General features: G+C 41.5%; 14 protein-coding genes. 11 read left to right on the forward strand and 3 right to left on the reverse strand.

Annotated elements, in window-relative coordinates; genetic code table 11:
- Nucleotides 1–75: 75 nt before the first annotated feature.
- Complete coding sequence (locus MHB56_RS23800; protein ID WP_051491055.1) at nucleotides 76–441, reverse strand: VOC family protein; 366 nt, start codon at nucleotides 439–441, stop codon at nucleotides 76–78.
- Nucleotides 442–650: 209 nt separating this feature from the next.
- Between MHB56_RS23800 and MHB56_RS23805 the strand changes: the two genes are divergently transcribed.
- From MHB56_RS23805 to MHB56_RS23855, 11 genes are all read left to right on the forward strand, one after another.
- Complete coding sequence (locus MHB56_RS23805; RefSeq protein WP_076184293.1) at nucleotides 651–1,433, forward strand: helix-turn-helix domain-containing protein; 783 nt, start codon at nucleotides 651–653, stop codon at nucleotides 1,431–1,433.
- 207 nt (nucleotides 1,434–1,640) lie between these two features.
- Nucleotides 1,641–3,422, forward strand: coding sequence for a cache domain-containing sensor histidine kinase (locus MHB56_RS23810; RefSeq protein ID WP_341144076.1), 1,782 nt, complete (start codon nucleotides 1,641–1,643; stop codon nucleotides 3,420–3,422).
- A gap of 5 nt (nucleotides 3,423–3,427) precedes the next feature.
- Entirely contained in the window at nucleotides 3,428–4,624 is a 1,197-nt protein-coding gene (locus tag MHB56_RS23815) for a response regulator transcription factor (protein WP_076301292.1), read from the forward strand.
- Nucleotides 4,625–4,653: 29 nt separating this feature from the next.
- Complete coding sequence (locus tag MHB56_RS23820) at nucleotides 4,654–5,931, forward strand: ABC transporter substrate-binding protein (RefSeq protein ID WP_076301291.1); 1,278 nt, start codon at nucleotides 4,654–4,656, stop codon at nucleotides 5,929–5,931.
- 138 nt (nucleotides 5,932–6,069) lie between these two features.
- Nucleotides 6,070–7,554, forward strand: coding sequence for a glycoside hydrolase family 68 protein (locus MHB56_RS23825; RefSeq protein ID WP_076219908.1), 1,485 nt, complete (start codon nucleotides 6,070–6,072; stop codon nucleotides 7,552–7,554).
- A gap of 88 nt (nucleotides 7,555–7,642) precedes the next feature.
- Nucleotides 7,643–9,199 carry a glycoside hydrolase family 32 protein gene (locus tag MHB56_RS23830; RefSeq protein WP_341144077.1) on the forward strand — a complete coding sequence of 519 codons (1,557 nt, stop codon included), beginning with the start codon at nucleotides 7,643–7,645 and terminating at the stop codon, nucleotides 9,197–9,199.
- Nucleotides 9,200–9,406: 207 nt separating this feature from the next.
- The gene (locus tag MHB56_RS23835; protein ID WP_248549311.1) at nucleotides 9,407–11,485 is read left to right on the forward strand and encodes an alpha/beta hydrolase fold domain-containing protein; all 2,079 of its coding nucleotides are present in this window, start codon (nucleotides 9,407–9,409) and stop codon (nucleotides 11,483–11,485) included.
- 66 nt (nucleotides 11,486–11,551) lie between these two features.
- Nucleotides 11,552–12,130, forward strand: a complete 579-nt coding sequence (locus MHB56_RS23840; protein WP_076124944.1) for a TetR/AcrR family transcriptional regulator — start codon at nucleotides 11,552–11,554, stop codon at nucleotides 12,128–12,130.
- 89 nt (nucleotides 12,131–12,219) lie between these two features.
- On the forward strand, nucleotides 12,220–12,681 hold the full coding sequence (locus tag MHB56_RS23845) for an FMN-binding protein (RefSeq protein WP_076133981.1): 462 nt from the start codon (nucleotides 12,220–12,222) through the stop codon (nucleotides 12,679–12,681).
- Nucleotides 12,682–12,702: 21 nt separating this feature from the next.
- On the forward strand, nucleotides 12,703–13,224 hold the full coding sequence (locus tag MHB56_RS23850; RefSeq protein ID WP_341144078.1) for a flavodoxin family protein: 522 nt from the start codon (nucleotides 12,703–12,705) through the stop codon (nucleotides 13,222–13,224).
- A gap of 144 nt (nucleotides 13,225–13,368) precedes the next feature.
- The gene (locus MHB56_RS23855; RefSeq protein ID WP_076301288.1) at nucleotides 13,369–14,013 is read left to right on the forward strand and encodes a hypothetical protein; all 645 of its coding nucleotides are present in this window, start codon (nucleotides 13,369–13,371) and stop codon (nucleotides 14,011–14,013) included.
- 209 nt (nucleotides 14,014–14,222) lie between these two features.
- Here MHB56_RS23855 and MHB56_RS23860 read toward each other — a convergent pair whose 3' ends face one another.
- Entirely contained in the window at nucleotides 14,223–15,149 is a 927-nt protein-coding gene (locus MHB56_RS23860) for an IS3 family transposase (protein ID WP_143765044.1), read from the reverse strand.
- Complete coding sequence (locus tag MHB56_RS23865; RefSeq protein ID WP_036683594.1) at nucleotides 15,098–15,415, reverse strand: transposase; 318 nt, start codon at nucleotides 15,413–15,415, stop codon at nucleotides 15,098–15,100. The genes MHB56_RS23860 and MHB56_RS23865 overlap by 52 nt, the downstream gene beginning before the upstream one ends.
- Between the last annotated feature and the right edge of the window lie 233 nt (nucleotides 15,416–15,648).

The raw sequence follows: 15,648 nt of genomic DNA on the forward strand, positions 1-15,648 counted from the left end.
GCTTACGGCAGAATAGACCGCTACCTTTGGTTAGGGCGGTCTATTTCTTTTTGAGGTAATAACGCTTGATAAACGTTAGTTATGCTCCGCTAACTGCACCTCAAACCCGTCCGGGTCCAGGATATAAAAGAACCGCAGGTGGGGATTGGGTGCGATTGGTCCGCGCGCTACTGGGATACCTTGGCTTTTTAAACTCTCCATCGCTTCATCAAGTGACTCCACTTCGAAACCCACAGAAACGCCACATTCCGGCTTCAAAGCCGGGTCACTTCCCTGAATAAGCTCGATCTTGGGTTGCCCCTCCAGACCTAACATGACGATCTGTTTTCCACTGCTCTCAAATCTCCGCTCAATGGGTAGCCCCAGTATCCGGTTATAAAAATGAAGGGAAGCCTCCAGATCGCGGACCCGAAGCGTAATCCAATTCATACTCAATTTCATGGTTTTATAGTCTCCTCTGATGAATATTCTATATCGTATATTATACGCTATCATCTTGCACGGAAACAGGGAGAATGGGGAATCAAGAACATTTAATGAGGATAAAAGCCCGCAAAATCAGCTGTGCAACCAGTGGTTGACAGTATGTAAGGGGAGATAGGTAGTCAATTACAGAACGTTATAATATGATGAGCATGAGGTGATGGCGAATGGACTTTGCAAATAAATTGCAAAGCTATAGGAAACAGAGAGGAATGTCCCAGGAGAACTTGGCGGAGGTGATTGGTGTTTCGCGGCAAGCCGTGTCTAAGTGGGAATCAGGTCAATCCTATCCCGAAATGGATAAGATGATTAGTTTAAGTGAATTATTTCACGTAAGTTTGGATCATCTGGTGAAGGATGCTTCAAGCGATACCAGAGCAGAGCATGTCGCAAGCCCCGTATATGTAGATCTGAATTCCTTATTTCATTATGAGTACAAAAGTAAGAGAACATGCTTTGGAATTCCACTGGTTCATATCCATATCGGACGGGGGCTATATGTTGCCAAAGGGGTTATTGCCATAGGTAATGTTGCGATTGGTGCGGTATCCATTGGTATTGTTGCTTTGGGCGGATTATGTTTAGGTGCGCTTGCTCTAGGACTCATCAGTTTTGCAGGTCTGGCTCTAGGGCTTTTGTTAGCCGTTGGGGGCATTGCGGCGGGTACAATGGCCGTTGGTGGAATAGCATTGGGGATATTTGCTGTTGGAGGTTTAGCTGTAGGTATGTTCTCCTTGGGTGGTCTCTCTATCGCTTCCCATATTGCAATGGGTGGGTATGCAAGCGGGCATATAGCTATAGGGGATACCGTAAAAGGTGCTTATACCTTTATTACTCAAGATAATAATTTCAACGACATCAAGGGGGAGGAGGTAAGAAAGTTAATTCAGCAAGAATATCCACATCTTTGGAAACCCATTGTGCAGGTAATTATTTCAATTTTCAAATAGCTGATTAATTTGCGGGAATTTCTTTACGGTTGTTTCATATGGATATAATTTGGGTAATAAACGACTGGCGTTTGTCATATTGATCCGGCAAAAATACTTGTTGCTCAGCAACAAGTATTTTGATTTTGTGTTGGATATTTGTGAAAATATAAAACCTGATATTAGATTTTTTGCTGAAAACCGAAATTTTTACAGAGGAGTATTTATTTGAAAAGCATTCATAAGCGCTTATTATTCTTGCTGCTTGTGTTTATAATTCTACCGTATTTTTTATCCGTGTTGTTGATCTATCGGCAGACGAAAGAGAATGTGGAACGACATAAACTTGAGAACAGCCAAGAGCAAATTCAGCAGGCGTCAGCCGATCTAGAGCAATATTTTGATGAAATCATTAATCTTCCATATATTTTATACCGAAATCCAGACTTATTCAGGGTGTTTGAAGAAGGGTTAGAAGAAGATTTTTATTACAAGCAGCTTGAAATTAATAAGGGTATGACTAACTTCTATCTCATGAGGAGTGAAATTCGTCAGGTCCGTCTATTCATAAACGAAGGGAAAAGCTCATTTACAGTTTATAATGCCATGTTAAGTTCCCGTAAAAGGAATCCGGATTTATTACAGCAAGCTTCCATTCATAAGCTGATGAGCTCTAATAGCAATGATCTTATTGAAGCTCCGCATCCGATTGAGAACTATAACGATACCTCCATTATGCCTCCTTCGGATAAAACGATGGTCTTGACGGTTCATCACAAAATTGTGGATGTCCTAACACAGGAATTTCTGGGCGTCATCACTATAGATATTGATTTGGACAAGATTGCTCATATCGCTAATCATTTTCTACAGAAAAATAAAGAGAGCGTATGGCTTTCCGATGCGGAGAATCATGTCATTTACGCAAGTGATGAAACATGGATAGGCAAAACCATTCCCGATGAACTGCAAAGGAAAATAAGTCCGATACAGGCAGATACTAAATCTCCAGAAGGAGATATTGTGTTTACTAGAACATTGCAGGAACCGATAAAAGAGTGGCATTTTGCTAAGGTAACCCCGAGCTCTTTTTTATTTGAAGATGTAAGGAAAACTGCCTATACAAACATCATCGTAGGTGTGGTTGTAGGTGGACTGGGCTTGATAATGATAACAATCATTTCTTATGGATTTACACGGCCGATAAAACTGCTTAGTCAAAAAGTCCAGCGTATCGAGGGGAGGAATATGAATGCCCCATTCGACGATATGCGGGAGGACGAAATCGGTATTCTAGAAAGACATATCAAGGAGATGATGAATCGGATCAACCGTCATATTGACCGGGAGTATAAGCTTGAGATAGAGAACAGGAAAAATCAGCATAGGGCGCTAAAGTCGCAAATCAATCCGCACTTTTTATTTAATTCTTTACAATCCATTGCTGCTGTTGCCCTACTCTCTGAATCTCCAAAAGTATATCAACTGATTACCTCTTTATCCAAAATGATGCGGTACTCGATTCGTGTGGATCAGAAGGCGACGGTTCAAAGCGAAGTGGATTATGTCCAGGCTTATTTGAATCTTCAAGCGGAACGTTTTCAGACTGATTTTAGCTATTCCATTGATGTACCTAAAGATATTCTTGATATTCCGGTTCCTAGTATGATCTTGCAGCCGCTCGTTGAGAACTTTTTTAAGCACTGTTATGACGAGGGCTATGAACAAGCTTACATCCATATTTATGGTGAAATACAAGGTGATTATTTGAATCTAGTCGTAGAAAATAACGGAAACAGCGTGACGGATGATGAACTTGAGGCATTAAAAAATAATCTCTACACACCGGTTAACGAAGGCATTCCTTCTTTTGCGCATATCGGGTTAAAAAACATTCATGATCGCTTGGTTCTTCATTTCGATCAGACAGCGGGAATCAAACTAGATTCGATGCAGGGACAAGGGTTCACTGTACGGCTAGTAATTCCACTCTACCTAAAGGAGAAGTAACGTTTATGAAAGCTCTTATTGTAGATGATGAGTCTAATGTTAGAAAAATCATCCGTTTTTTGGGACGGTGGGAACAATACGGGATTACCGAAGTGCTGGAAGCCAGAAATGGTCTCGAGGCTAAGGCGTTGATTGAGCAGAAATCTCCAGAAATCATAATGACAGATGTCAAAATGCCCAAAAATAGCGGGATGGAGTTAATCGAGTGGTTGGCTGCTAAAGACTATCCGGGAAAAGTGATTATGATTTCAGGGTTTGACGATTATTGTTTCATGCGTAAAGCGTTTAAGCTGGGATGCTTTGATTATTTGATGAAGCCAATTGAAGAGAAAATGCTGAATGAAACTTTAGAAGGGGCGTTGAGAGCCTGGGAACAAGAAGAGGGAGAACGTCGCAATATGGAGTCCGGATTTTATGAAGAGGTAAAAATGTTTCGCTTAAACAGGGAGATTACTGCTGCTTGTAACGGTGAAGCTTTTGATGCAGGCGAAATTGCCTCGGCTCTCCCACAGGCAGAAGTATACGACTTCACCATGATGTATTTTTACCAATCTCATTATTCGGAGCCATACATTCAGCTTTTGACCGAAGAGCTGGCTACACGGGAGTGGGGAAATGCATTTACGCTTCAAAATGATCCTAATGTCTGTGTGATTCTGTCCCTTCATGGACAGCTTTTCCCGATAGAGGAATGGATTACCCAGCATTTTGATATACCTGTTCGTTTGGTTAGTGGCCCCTCCATCCAATCGCTCGCAGAGATATCGTTATCTTTTCAATCTGTACAAAGGTCTATGGCTGAACAAAATTTTAGAGCAATCCATCGTTTGGCGGATTTAGATGATGTTAGGCGTATGAATGATATTGTCGCATTTGTTGATGAGCATTATATGGAAGAGCTAAGTTTGGACAAATTATCCACCCGTTTTTTTCTGAGCCGAGAACATATCTCGCGGAGATTTAAGCAAGAAGTAGGGAGGACTCTTACTAACTACGTCATTCATTTACGAATAAATCAAGCGAAACAGTGGTTACTAGAATCGGATGAAAAGATGTACTCGATTGCCTTAAAGCTAGGGTATCAAGATGAGATTTATTTCTCTAAGCTGTTCAAAAAAAACGTCGGTATGACGCCTGCTGAATATCGTAATTCACAGGGAGCAAGAGAAATAGACGCGGAAGTCAGGATAGCCAGTACATAAGTTCATTGTTGAATGCATCTGGGGGAATTATGAAAATAAAAAGGGTTCAAATGATTATCGTGGGGTTGATTACGCTAACGCTTTCTTCATGTGGTGCGCATACACGTCCACTGAAGGAAGCAGATTTGAAGGTAGCGGATAAGGCAGTCACATTGGAGGTACTGAATCCTAAAGTGGAAATCTCTATAGAATTCGAGCAGATGGTTAAGGAATATGAAAAGGAAAACCCGAATATTAACGTAGAAATTCTAACCTTTGGCGGGGGAGCTAACTACCTTGATGAGCTAAAGGCGAGGTTTGCGGCCAATGTTGGTCCGGATATTTTTCCAAATGGCGGTTATGAAGAAGCGAAGGCATGGAGTAGATATCTTGAGGATTTATCAGATCAACCTTGGGTGGAACAGGCTTATGACGAGGCGCTAGAACCGATGAAGATGGACGGGAAAATATACGGGATGCCGATCAATTTTGAAGGCTACGGTTTTATTTATAATAAGGATTTATTCGCAAAGGCTGGGATTACTCCTCTCCCAACAACGTTTACGGAATTAAAAGAGGCGGCGAAAAAGCTGAAGGCTATAGGTGTGACTCCTTTTTCTGTTGGGTATTCCGATCATTGGTTTTTTGTACTCCTGTTGAATATTGCTATTGCACAACAGGAGGACCCGGATGCTTTTATTCAAGGGTTAAACAACGGAACACAATCTTTTCGAGCGAATAAGGAAGTTAAAGATGTCATTCGGATGCTGGATTTGACCGTACAATATGGTAACGAAAATTTTTTGACAACAGATTATAATTCGGAAGTTGAGTTATTTGCAACAGGGAGAACGGCGATTCTAAAACAAGGGAATTGGGTTCAGTCTAAAATTGATCAAATATCGCCGAATATGAATATCGGTTTTTTACCCATGCCTATTAATGATAGTGCCGAAAACAATGCGTTGCCAGTAGGGGTATCTAATAATTGGGCTGTTAATAAAGAATCTTCGCCAGAAAAGAAGAAGGAAGCCAAAAAGTTTTTGAACTGGATGGTTTCCTCGGAAACAGGGAAAAAGTTCATGAAGGATCGCTTTCATTTTATTTCAGCTTTTAAAAATATAGAGACGGACCGTTCGGGAGCGCTTGTAAAAGATCTTATGCGATACGTCGATGAACAGAAAACTTTATCTTGGAATTGGTTCAAATTCCCTCCCAGAGCAAGAGAGGAGTTTGGCTATCTTATGCGAGCTTATGTAGGAGAGCAAATTAATCGGGATCAATTGCTTCAAGAACTTCAAAAATCGTGGGATACCCATGTGAAGTAATAAAACCAAATCAATATAACCCTGTAAATGCATCAATTTACGACATACTCATAACGTCTACTCTTCATTAGAATTTAAAAGGGGAACAGCACAAAGGAAGATCGAAACCCAAATTTAAAGTATAAGAGGAGTTAGATGATGAATTTCAAGAAAATGATTAAACAAACAACAATCCTAACCTTTACAGCTGCTTTAATGTTAGGTGGAGCTACTCAAACCTTTGCGAAAGGAAATAACAAGCCGAACAAGCCGGAGTACAATGACTATGGTTTCTCTCATATCACTCGCGCTGACATGTTGAAATTACCCAAACAACAAAATAGTAAACAATTCCAAGTCCCAAAATTTGATGCTTCAACGATTGAGAACATTCCTGCAGCCATTAAGTTCGATGAGAATGGAAACAAAATTGAAATGGATGTTTGGGATACTTGGCCGCTGCAAAATGCAGATGGAACTGTAGCCAGTTATAAGGGGTATCAAATTGTTTTTGGTCTGGCGGGCGACCCTAATAATGGATCAGACACATTTATTTATTTGTTCTATAAGAAAGAAGGAGACAACTCTATCAGCAGCTGGAAGAATGCCGGCAGAGTGTTTAAGGATAGTGACAAACTTGTTCCTGATGATTATGTTTTAAACAATCAAGCCGAAGAATGGTCCGGTTCAGCAACCATGACATCTGATGGCAAAGTTCGCTTGTTTTACACTAATCGTCATCCTTGGGATCCAGATCGCGGATTTTACGGGAAACAAACTTTAACTACAGCTCAAATTAATGTCTCTGCCCCGGATGGGGATACCCTTAAGATTGATGGCGTAGAAGATATGAAATCCATCTATGACGGTAATCAAGGTGAAATTTATCAAAGTGTTGATATCACCGGTTTTAGCAAAGGCGATTACGACGATAATCATACCTTAAGAGATCCTCACTATGTGGAGGATAAAGGCCACAAGTATCTTGTATTTGAAGCAAATACAGGGACAACTACGGGTTACCAGGGTGAAGACTCTCTTTTTAACAAAGCTTATTATGGTAATAGCAATGCCTTCTTCCAAGCGGAGAAAAAGAAATTACTTAGCAGTGCTGACAAAACATCTGCGGAAACCGCGAATGGTGCGCTCGGTATCATTGAATTAAATAATGATTATACATTCAAAAAAGAAATGAAGCCGCTACTTGCCTCCAACACCGTGACAGATGAAATTGAACGTGCGAACATATTTAAATTGAATGGCAAGTGGTATCTGTTCACAAGCTCAAGAGGTTCTAAAATGTTCATTGATGGCATTGATGATGAAGACATCTATATGCTCGGGTACGTATCTAATTCTTTAACCGGACCGTATAAACCATTAAATGGTACAGGACTTGTCCTCCATCAAGATCTTAATCCTTATGATATTACCTGGACTTATGCTCACTTTGCGATTCCGCAAGCGAAAGGGAATAATGTAGTCATCACAAGTTACATGACGAATAGAGGTTACTTTGGGGATCATCATTCCACTTTTGCCCCAAGCTTTGTGCTGAATATTAAAGGCTCCAAGACTTCAGTTGTACCGAACAGCATTTTGGAACAAGGGCAATTGACGCTTAAAGGTAACAAACCGTATTAATCATTTACAAAGTAAATGCCAATGTAGTTGGCGTTTACTTTTCTTTTTATAAGCTGAGATTAGCAATGTGAAAAAAGCGAGGTATATTTTGAATAAGAAAAAAATGATAGGAATCACTATATTAATCCTTTGTTTAATTTGTTTTGTGACGATAGTATTAGTAACTTATGACGCTGGAGAGAAGAAGAAGCCGGGGACCGACGTTCCTGATCATAAACCTACCACTCGGGCTAGCTATCATTTCACTGTACCTGAGCATTGGAAAAACGATCCGCAAAAACCCATTTATTTTGATGGTAAATATCATTACTATTATCTCTATAATGCTGATTACCCGGATGGAAATGGTACAGAATGGAGACATGCCACATCAACGGATTTGGTGAGCTGGACAGATGAAGGCGTTGCGATTCCAAAATATACAACACCCAATGGTGATCCCTGGTCAGGATCTGTTGTTGTTGACGATAGCAATACAGCAGGTTTTGGCGAAGGGGCTATTGTGGCGATTTTAACACAGCCCTCTGCAGAGGGGGGGAAGCAAGAACAATATTTATGGTTCAGTACGGATCGTGGGCTGACGTTTAAATCTTATAGTGATGATCCTATTTTGCCAAATCCGGGCACAGAAGATTTCAGAGACCCGAAGGTAATATGGGATCAACATTCTCATAAATGGGTGATGACGCTAGCCGAAGGTACGAAAGTGGGCTTTTACGAGTCTGACAATTTAAAAGATTGGCACTACACAAGCGGCTTCGAAACAGAAAATATCGGAATTGTAGAGTGTCCTGACTTCTATATGATGCGGGCGAATGATGGCACTTATAAATGGGTTCTTGGGGTCAGTGCAAATGGTAAGTCGATAGGTAAACCTAACACGTATGCCTACTGGACTGGAGATTTTAATGAGAATGAATTTATCGCGGATAATCATGAACCACAGTGGCTAGATTATGGATTTGATTGGTATGGTGCTGTAACTTTTGAAGAAGGAAAGGACAAGGATCAATACAATCATCGATATGCTTTGGCCTGGATGAATAATTGGGATTACCCTCATGTTACCCCCAATCTTAACGAAGGTTTTAACGGAATGGATTCAATCGTGCGTCAAATAAAATTAACACGAGATGAAGAGCAGTCGTATCAGTTAGTATCACAGCCCATCGAAGCATTAGATCAAATGGTAACTTCAACGGATTCCTTGCAACAAATAAAAGTGAACGGCTCGTCAACACTTGATATCACAGGCGAAAATTACCAGCTCGATGCAGATCTATCTTGGTCAGAGATTACCAATGTAGGCTTAAGACTTCGTGAATCCGCAGATAAGACGCGCCACGTGGACGTAGGAGTGTTTGTTGAAGGACAATATTCTTATGTTAATAGAGCCTTCACTGGACAACCTGATGAGAGTGACAGATATCTTGAAAGCAAGGCCCCCTTTGATGTGAACAAGAAAAAAGTGCATCTGAAGATCCTTGTGGATAGAACAAGTATTGAAGTTTTTATAGATGATGGTGAAATTGTATTTTCTAATGAAATCTTCCCGGAAATAAATGATCAAGGCATTACCTTGTTTTCTGAAGGTGGCACCGCGATTTTTAATAATGTTGTAATTAAGCATTTTGGCAAAGATTAGAATGAATATACAGAGTTTTTCTAATTCTTGCGCAATAAGAGGGCACTCCAACCTATGGATGTCCTCTTTTTTTATTATAAGTACGTAATATTAAACCTAATTCACGAAGGAATACATAATTGTTAAACGCTATCTTGAATTCTAGAATGAGGTTATTGGCATCACGTTACTTTTTTGGTTTCAAAATCATTCTGGGAGGTTGTCCTAATGAAGCGAAGGCCTATTTATGTTGTTCTTATTCTGTTTATTGTATTAGGTTCATGGTTGCTGCTGAATCACCGGGAAAATAACAGCGCCTCGGAGAAGCAAGTGCAGGAAGTGCTGCCTACGAGTACTGTTGATACTAACACAACAATGGCTAACGTTACTGTAAATAACAGAGAAACTCCGGTGCAGTACTTGGATCCCGCATATAAAGTTACAGTGAAACACGATATTTTGTATGCAAGTAAGAAAAACGAGACGGATGCTGAAGAACCGCTGAAGCTCGATTTGTACCAGCCCATTGGAGATGAAACCAAGCAGAGGCCAGTATTTATTTTTATTCATGGCGGAGGTTATACCGGAGGGGATAAGTCTGATGCAGCAGATTTTTCCGAAGGCCTGGCGAAACGGGGGTATGCTGTTCTCACTATTGATTATAGGCTAAAAAAAGATCCGTTTTTCAATTTCACTCGCACACTTAACGATGCGAATGAGGATATAAACGTGATCAAATGGATTAATGAGCATGCGGAGACTTATGGATTGAACAAGGAACGTATAGTTATTGGCGGAGATTCAGCAGGAGGTCATCTGGCCATGAACTTTGTGAATCTATCCTTAGCAAAAGATCCCTCCCTAGTTAAGTCTGTATTTTCCATTATAGATATTTATGGTGGTGAACTGACAAGAAGTGCTGACAGCAAGCTGCCGCCTGTCCTAATTATTCATGGAACGATAGATAAAATGGTGCCGTACCAGCAAAGTGTTGACCTAGCCGCTCAATTGAAAGAGAAAGGTATTTATCATAATCTGCTCACGCTGGAGGGAGTCGGACATGATTATAAAAATGAAAAATACATCGATGAAATTATGGAGACGACAGCACATTTTCTGTGGAATGTCATGAACAGTTCGGACCTTGCGAGTCTTCCGGAAAATTCGGGGATCACGGTTGCTTCTGGTTCTGCTTTTGATATTAAGCTGCCTGAAGCTTATCGCAGCGCATCGAAGGAGCCGCTTAATATCGATTTGCCAGAGGGATGGCTGCTTAGTGGAGAAGAAGAAGGTTCGCTGTGGATACAGGTTCCGGAAAGCTTGGTGCGCGGAAACGATTCGCTGTTCGTCTCTCGGGGTGCAGAGCCTACAGCGGCATCAAGCTTCACTATGAATATCAACGTAATCGACCCGCTGGCAGTGTATTACGAGACTTTTTATGAGGAGTCTGCCAAAGAGATAAAAACCCATATGGATGTTACCAATCAGTCTACAAGCAATTTCAGCGGTTCAGTGGAAGCTGATTATGAGACGGAACGATCTACCCGAGGTACTTATGCTTCGACTGTGGAAAATCTGGAGCCGGGTAAGAGCGTTCGTCTTGAGATTCCTGAGCTGGCAAAAGGCCAGCGGTCGCTTAAAGTTTTTAATGATATAGGTACCTTATTGCAATCGACAGTTGATTCTTTTAACGTGCTTCTGTTGCCGAAACTCAGTCCGCCTGTCCAAATCGATGGCAACTTGTCGGACTGGGGGAATCAAGCTCCCTTTGATGTGAAGGATGTCAAAATCATGGGCTGGCAAGGAGAGCAGGATCTCAGCGCCAAGGGTTCCTTAGCATGGGATGCCGACAATCTTTACCTTGGGGTAGAAGTTATCGATGATTATCATGCACAGTCAGCATCAGGAGATGCCATCTGGAGTGGGGACAGCATCCAGATTGGAATTGGCATTGCCAACGGGGATGGAACGGTGCCTTCTGAGTACCATGAACTCGGTGTGGCTCGCGGAGATACGGGCGAATTACTCAAATGGTGCTGGTTGGCACCAAAGGGGTTTAATTTGGGTGATGCTATAGAATTACAGTATGCCGTGGAACGTAAAGATTCAAAAACCAGCTACGAACTAGCCATTCCCTGGCGTGAACTAAAATCCGACGATGTACAGGTGAAGCCAGGAATGAAGCTGAAATTTTCGTTATTGGTCAATGACAATGATGATGAGGGGCGTAAGGGCTGGGTGGAATATAACAGCGGCATTGGTTCGGCTAAGGATGTTGATGCTTTTGGTGATCTATTTGTGCATTGACATATTATGCTGTTAACACTATGATATGAATGAAAAAATAATTATTCATTCACGGAGAGACGAAAAGTGGAAGACAAAAAAACAAAGATATACGAATGTGCGAAAGAGCTATTTAGCAATAAAGGCTTTAAAGACACGAATGTTTCTGGCATTACCACAATGGCTGGAATAGCTGTAGGAAGTTTTTACAACTATTATCCCTCCAAGGAAAAGCTTTTTATGGATATTTTTTTAGAGGAAAACGAAAAGCTCAAAAAAAGCTGTATGCAATCGCTCGATATGAGCCAAAGCCCATTAGCACTAATACGGCAGATGATGGTGCTTAATTTGGAAGGTATGATAGCCAACCCCATTCTTAAGGAATGGTATAACAAAAGTGTTTTCGCAAAAATCGAACAGCTGTACCGGGAAGAAACCAACATTCAGGTAAACGACTTCTTGTATGATAGCTTCCATGAAATCATTAAGCAGTGGCAAGCCGATGGTAAAATGCGCAGCGATATGGATAGTAAAATGATTATGATGATCTTCGGCGCAATGATTAATGTGGAAACCCACAAGGAAGAAATCGGGCTGGAGTATTTTCCACAACTTTTGGACAATATGCTGGAACTAATTATGAAGGGTTTGACAGACTGCCCCTAATACACTTATGGTGCAGTTTTTTTTTAGTGAAATGAATGAATTATTAAATATTCATTCAAATTTTAAAGCAAAAGGAAGGAGGCAAGCAGGTGAGTAAGAGAAGAGGAAAAAAGCGAAAATTCAATAAATGGATTATTGTTCTCAGCATTCTATGCGGGATTACAGTCATAGGTTGGATAGGTGGTATTCTCTTATCTGCTCCGGGAAGGCATGAAGTTCAGCAGCTTACTATCAACGCCATAGATATACAGAAACTGCGGGAGGGCAGCTATGTGGGGGAATACATTGGCATCAAAGATCATTCCAGAGATACCAAGGTGAAGGCCACAATATCTGCTGGACGGCTGTCAGATATCAAAATACTCAAAGGTGCCTTGGACAAAACAGGGAACCCTGCTGAACTGAAGGGTGGGCTAAGCATTGGTGATTTGTTTGGTCATGTGATTGAATCGCAGTCTCTTCAGGTGGACGTTATCAGCGGGGCAACGCTTACCTCTAAAACACATCTTAAGGCACTCGAAAATGCCCTACTGCAAGCGGAGACGAAATAATTCATTTTAAGGAGAATTTATATGAACATTGCAGTCATTTCGTATTCATTCACAGGTAATAATGAAGCATTAGCAAGGAGTGTGGCGAAAGCATTGTCGGCTGAATATATACGAATCTCGGAAGCTAAACCCCGAACACTCGGTAGGATTACCTTTGATATGATTTTTGACAGGATACCGTTGGTTCAACCGAAGCCTGAGCAAATAGGAAAATATGATATTATCCTATTTTTTGGACCGGTTTGGATGGGGAAAGTGGCCACACCGCTCCGTGCCTATTTAAAGTACTTGAAGAAAAATCCGCAAAAGTATGGTTATCTTTCAATCAATGGTGGAGCTGACGGTCCAAATCCGAAGGTGCCAGGGGAGCTCAGAAAAAGAACTAGAGCAGACCCTGTTGTATTCATCGAGCAGCATATCGCAGATCTGATATCAGCAGATCACAAGCCTGCACGTAAAGATACCTCAGCTTATAAGTTAAATGAGGGCGATATTAATCAATTAACTGGAAAAATAGTGAAGAAAGTAAGGGATATGATCTAGCTTTTAAGCTCCAGCGAGACGAACAGAGAAACGGCAAAGCTGCCGTTTTTTTTGTTTTCTCTGCAATCTGGTAGAAATTGTTCTATTATAAAGTGTTCCTTCAATTCGCTAGATGGTATGATAGGTATGGGAGGGAATTATAAAATGAACAATGAGACGACTAATGAAAATGAAATAACAAATGAGAATGAGGAAGTAAATGATAATACAGAAATGTCTGAAGAGGATATGGCGCAGCTGCTAAAGGCTGTTCACCATAACGGCCTTGTAGCATTGAGAGTACACTTTAAAGATGTTGAAGGACAAGTATTGAACATGGAAGCCTACGGCCCTGTTTTTGTTTTTCACGTGAAAACTGAATTAGATCAGGTGTATTCCTGCGGATTTTTTCTGCGCGAGTTAATTGCAAGATTCCAGTCGGGTAAGGATCCGGCAGCATGGATGGCCTCATTCTTCGTTGAGCTGATGAAAATTGAGGGAGGCAAAACACTTCCAAAACCACCAGCAAGTGAAGAAGAAGCAAAAGGGATCATTGACAATGTGTTAGTTCCGCTTTGTATTAAGGAAATTACCCAAGAATTTGCTCCAGAAAAAGTGCATGTCGGGCTAGCTTGGAACGAGAAATTGGGACCAGTCTTCGAGGCTGGATTTCCAGCGATCACCGATGGGAATAACGTATGCGCATTCCCGCTTCATCTGTTGCTGACTCATTTGCAATTGAACCGGGATCCATCCGAACTGCTTGTTCAAGGCATGTATAACATCCGCAAAGAACATGGATTGGAGTAAAACAGGCTCTGAGCCCTGACCATCCATAACCCAAAGAAACGGCAGAAATGCCGTTTCTTTTTCTTTTGACATTCAAAGAGTAGATCCTTGCTTGATGAATTCATTCATATTTACTTTGAGCTGATAGCTTTAAGCTGATAACCTGCTGCTTGAAGGTTTCGTTCACATCATCTACGGACTGTATGGACCTCTGTCAAGAAAGTGGACAGTCACGCAACAGACATTCTAGTCAATTGCTCAGCAAAACGAACTGGAGAAAGATACCCCAGCGCGCCATGCATTCGCTTGCGGTTATAGTAAAACTCAATATATTGAAAAAGTGTCTGGTAGGCTTGCTCCTTAGTTTTGAATCGCGGATTACAATAAATGAGCTCCTTTTTCAAAATGCTGTGCCACGACTCGATACAGGCGTTATCATAACAGTTACCTCTGCGGCTCATGCTGGACTCCATGCCATACGCTTTCAACTGCTTCGTGTATTCATGAGAAGTATATTGAGAACCTCTATCGGAGTGATGTAATAGACCCTTTTCCGGTTGTTTAGCTTCGTAAGCATCTTGTAAAGCGCCCGAAATCAAGCTAGTTTCCATATGGTTCTCCAAACGCCACCCCACGATTTCGCGCGTGCAAAGGTCCATCACACTAGCCAGGTACAAGCGCCCTCCCCGGCAAGGAATGTACGTAATGTCGGTAACCCATACTGAATTGGGTTTGCGTATTTTAAATTGCTGGTTCAGCGTATTCGGGGCAATCGGATGGTCATGATTGGAGTCAGTGGTCTGTACCCGATACGTTTTGGAGACAATGGAGCGAAGCTTCATATGTCGCATGTACACACTCACCGTGCGTTCGGTAACGGTATAACCTTCTTGATGTAACAGGCGGGTGATCTTCGGACTCCCATACCGCTTTTGATGGTCTGCAAAATGATACTGAATTCGCTTCATTATCGCAGCCTTACGAAGCATATGCGTACTGGTTTTTTCTGTCCGCCACTTGTAGTACCCGCTCCGTGACACATGTAGGGTCATGCACATCTTCTCCAAGAGAAACTCGGAGCGATGTTTTTCAATAAACTGGAATCTCAGTTCCTTGGTTTGCTGAAGATGTGCACTGCTTTTTTTACGATCGCTAATTCCTCTTCCACATCGGCAATCTTGTTATCTTTTTCTTGAAGTTGACGGCTCATTTCTTTCAACTGTGCCTCGAGTTCCCGTACTCGATCCACGCTAGCTGCCGGTTCATTCTTTAGTTCTCGATACTGGCTCATCCATTGATGCAGGGTACTTTTTGGGATGTTAAGCTCTTCCGCCAAGTCGCCCACTGTCTTTGTTTGCTCTTGAATGAACTGTACTGTCTGTTTTTTAAATTCTTCGTTATACCGTTGTCGATGTTCTCCCATGTGAACACACCTCCGTGGACTCATTATCGCCAGTCTGTTAACTACTGTCCACTTTTTATTCTAGCTTCAGTATAGCGCTTATCTTTGCTTTTTAGCTCCATTTACCGAACTCGCGGACCGTATAGCACTTATTGTCTGTTTATTGCCTATAAAAGTAGGAGGATTAGCCAAATAGTTGCATCTCAGTCCGTTAACAGAAGAATTCTCTTGAAAATGAACCAATAACGTCTCCT

The sequence above is a fragment of the Paenibacillus sp. FSL H8-0315 genome, from assembly GCF_038005365.1.
In the GTDB taxonomy this organism is placed as follows: domain Bacteria; phylum Bacillota; class Bacilli; order Paenibacillales; family Paenibacillaceae; genus Paenibacillus_AQ; species Paenibacillus_AQ odorifer.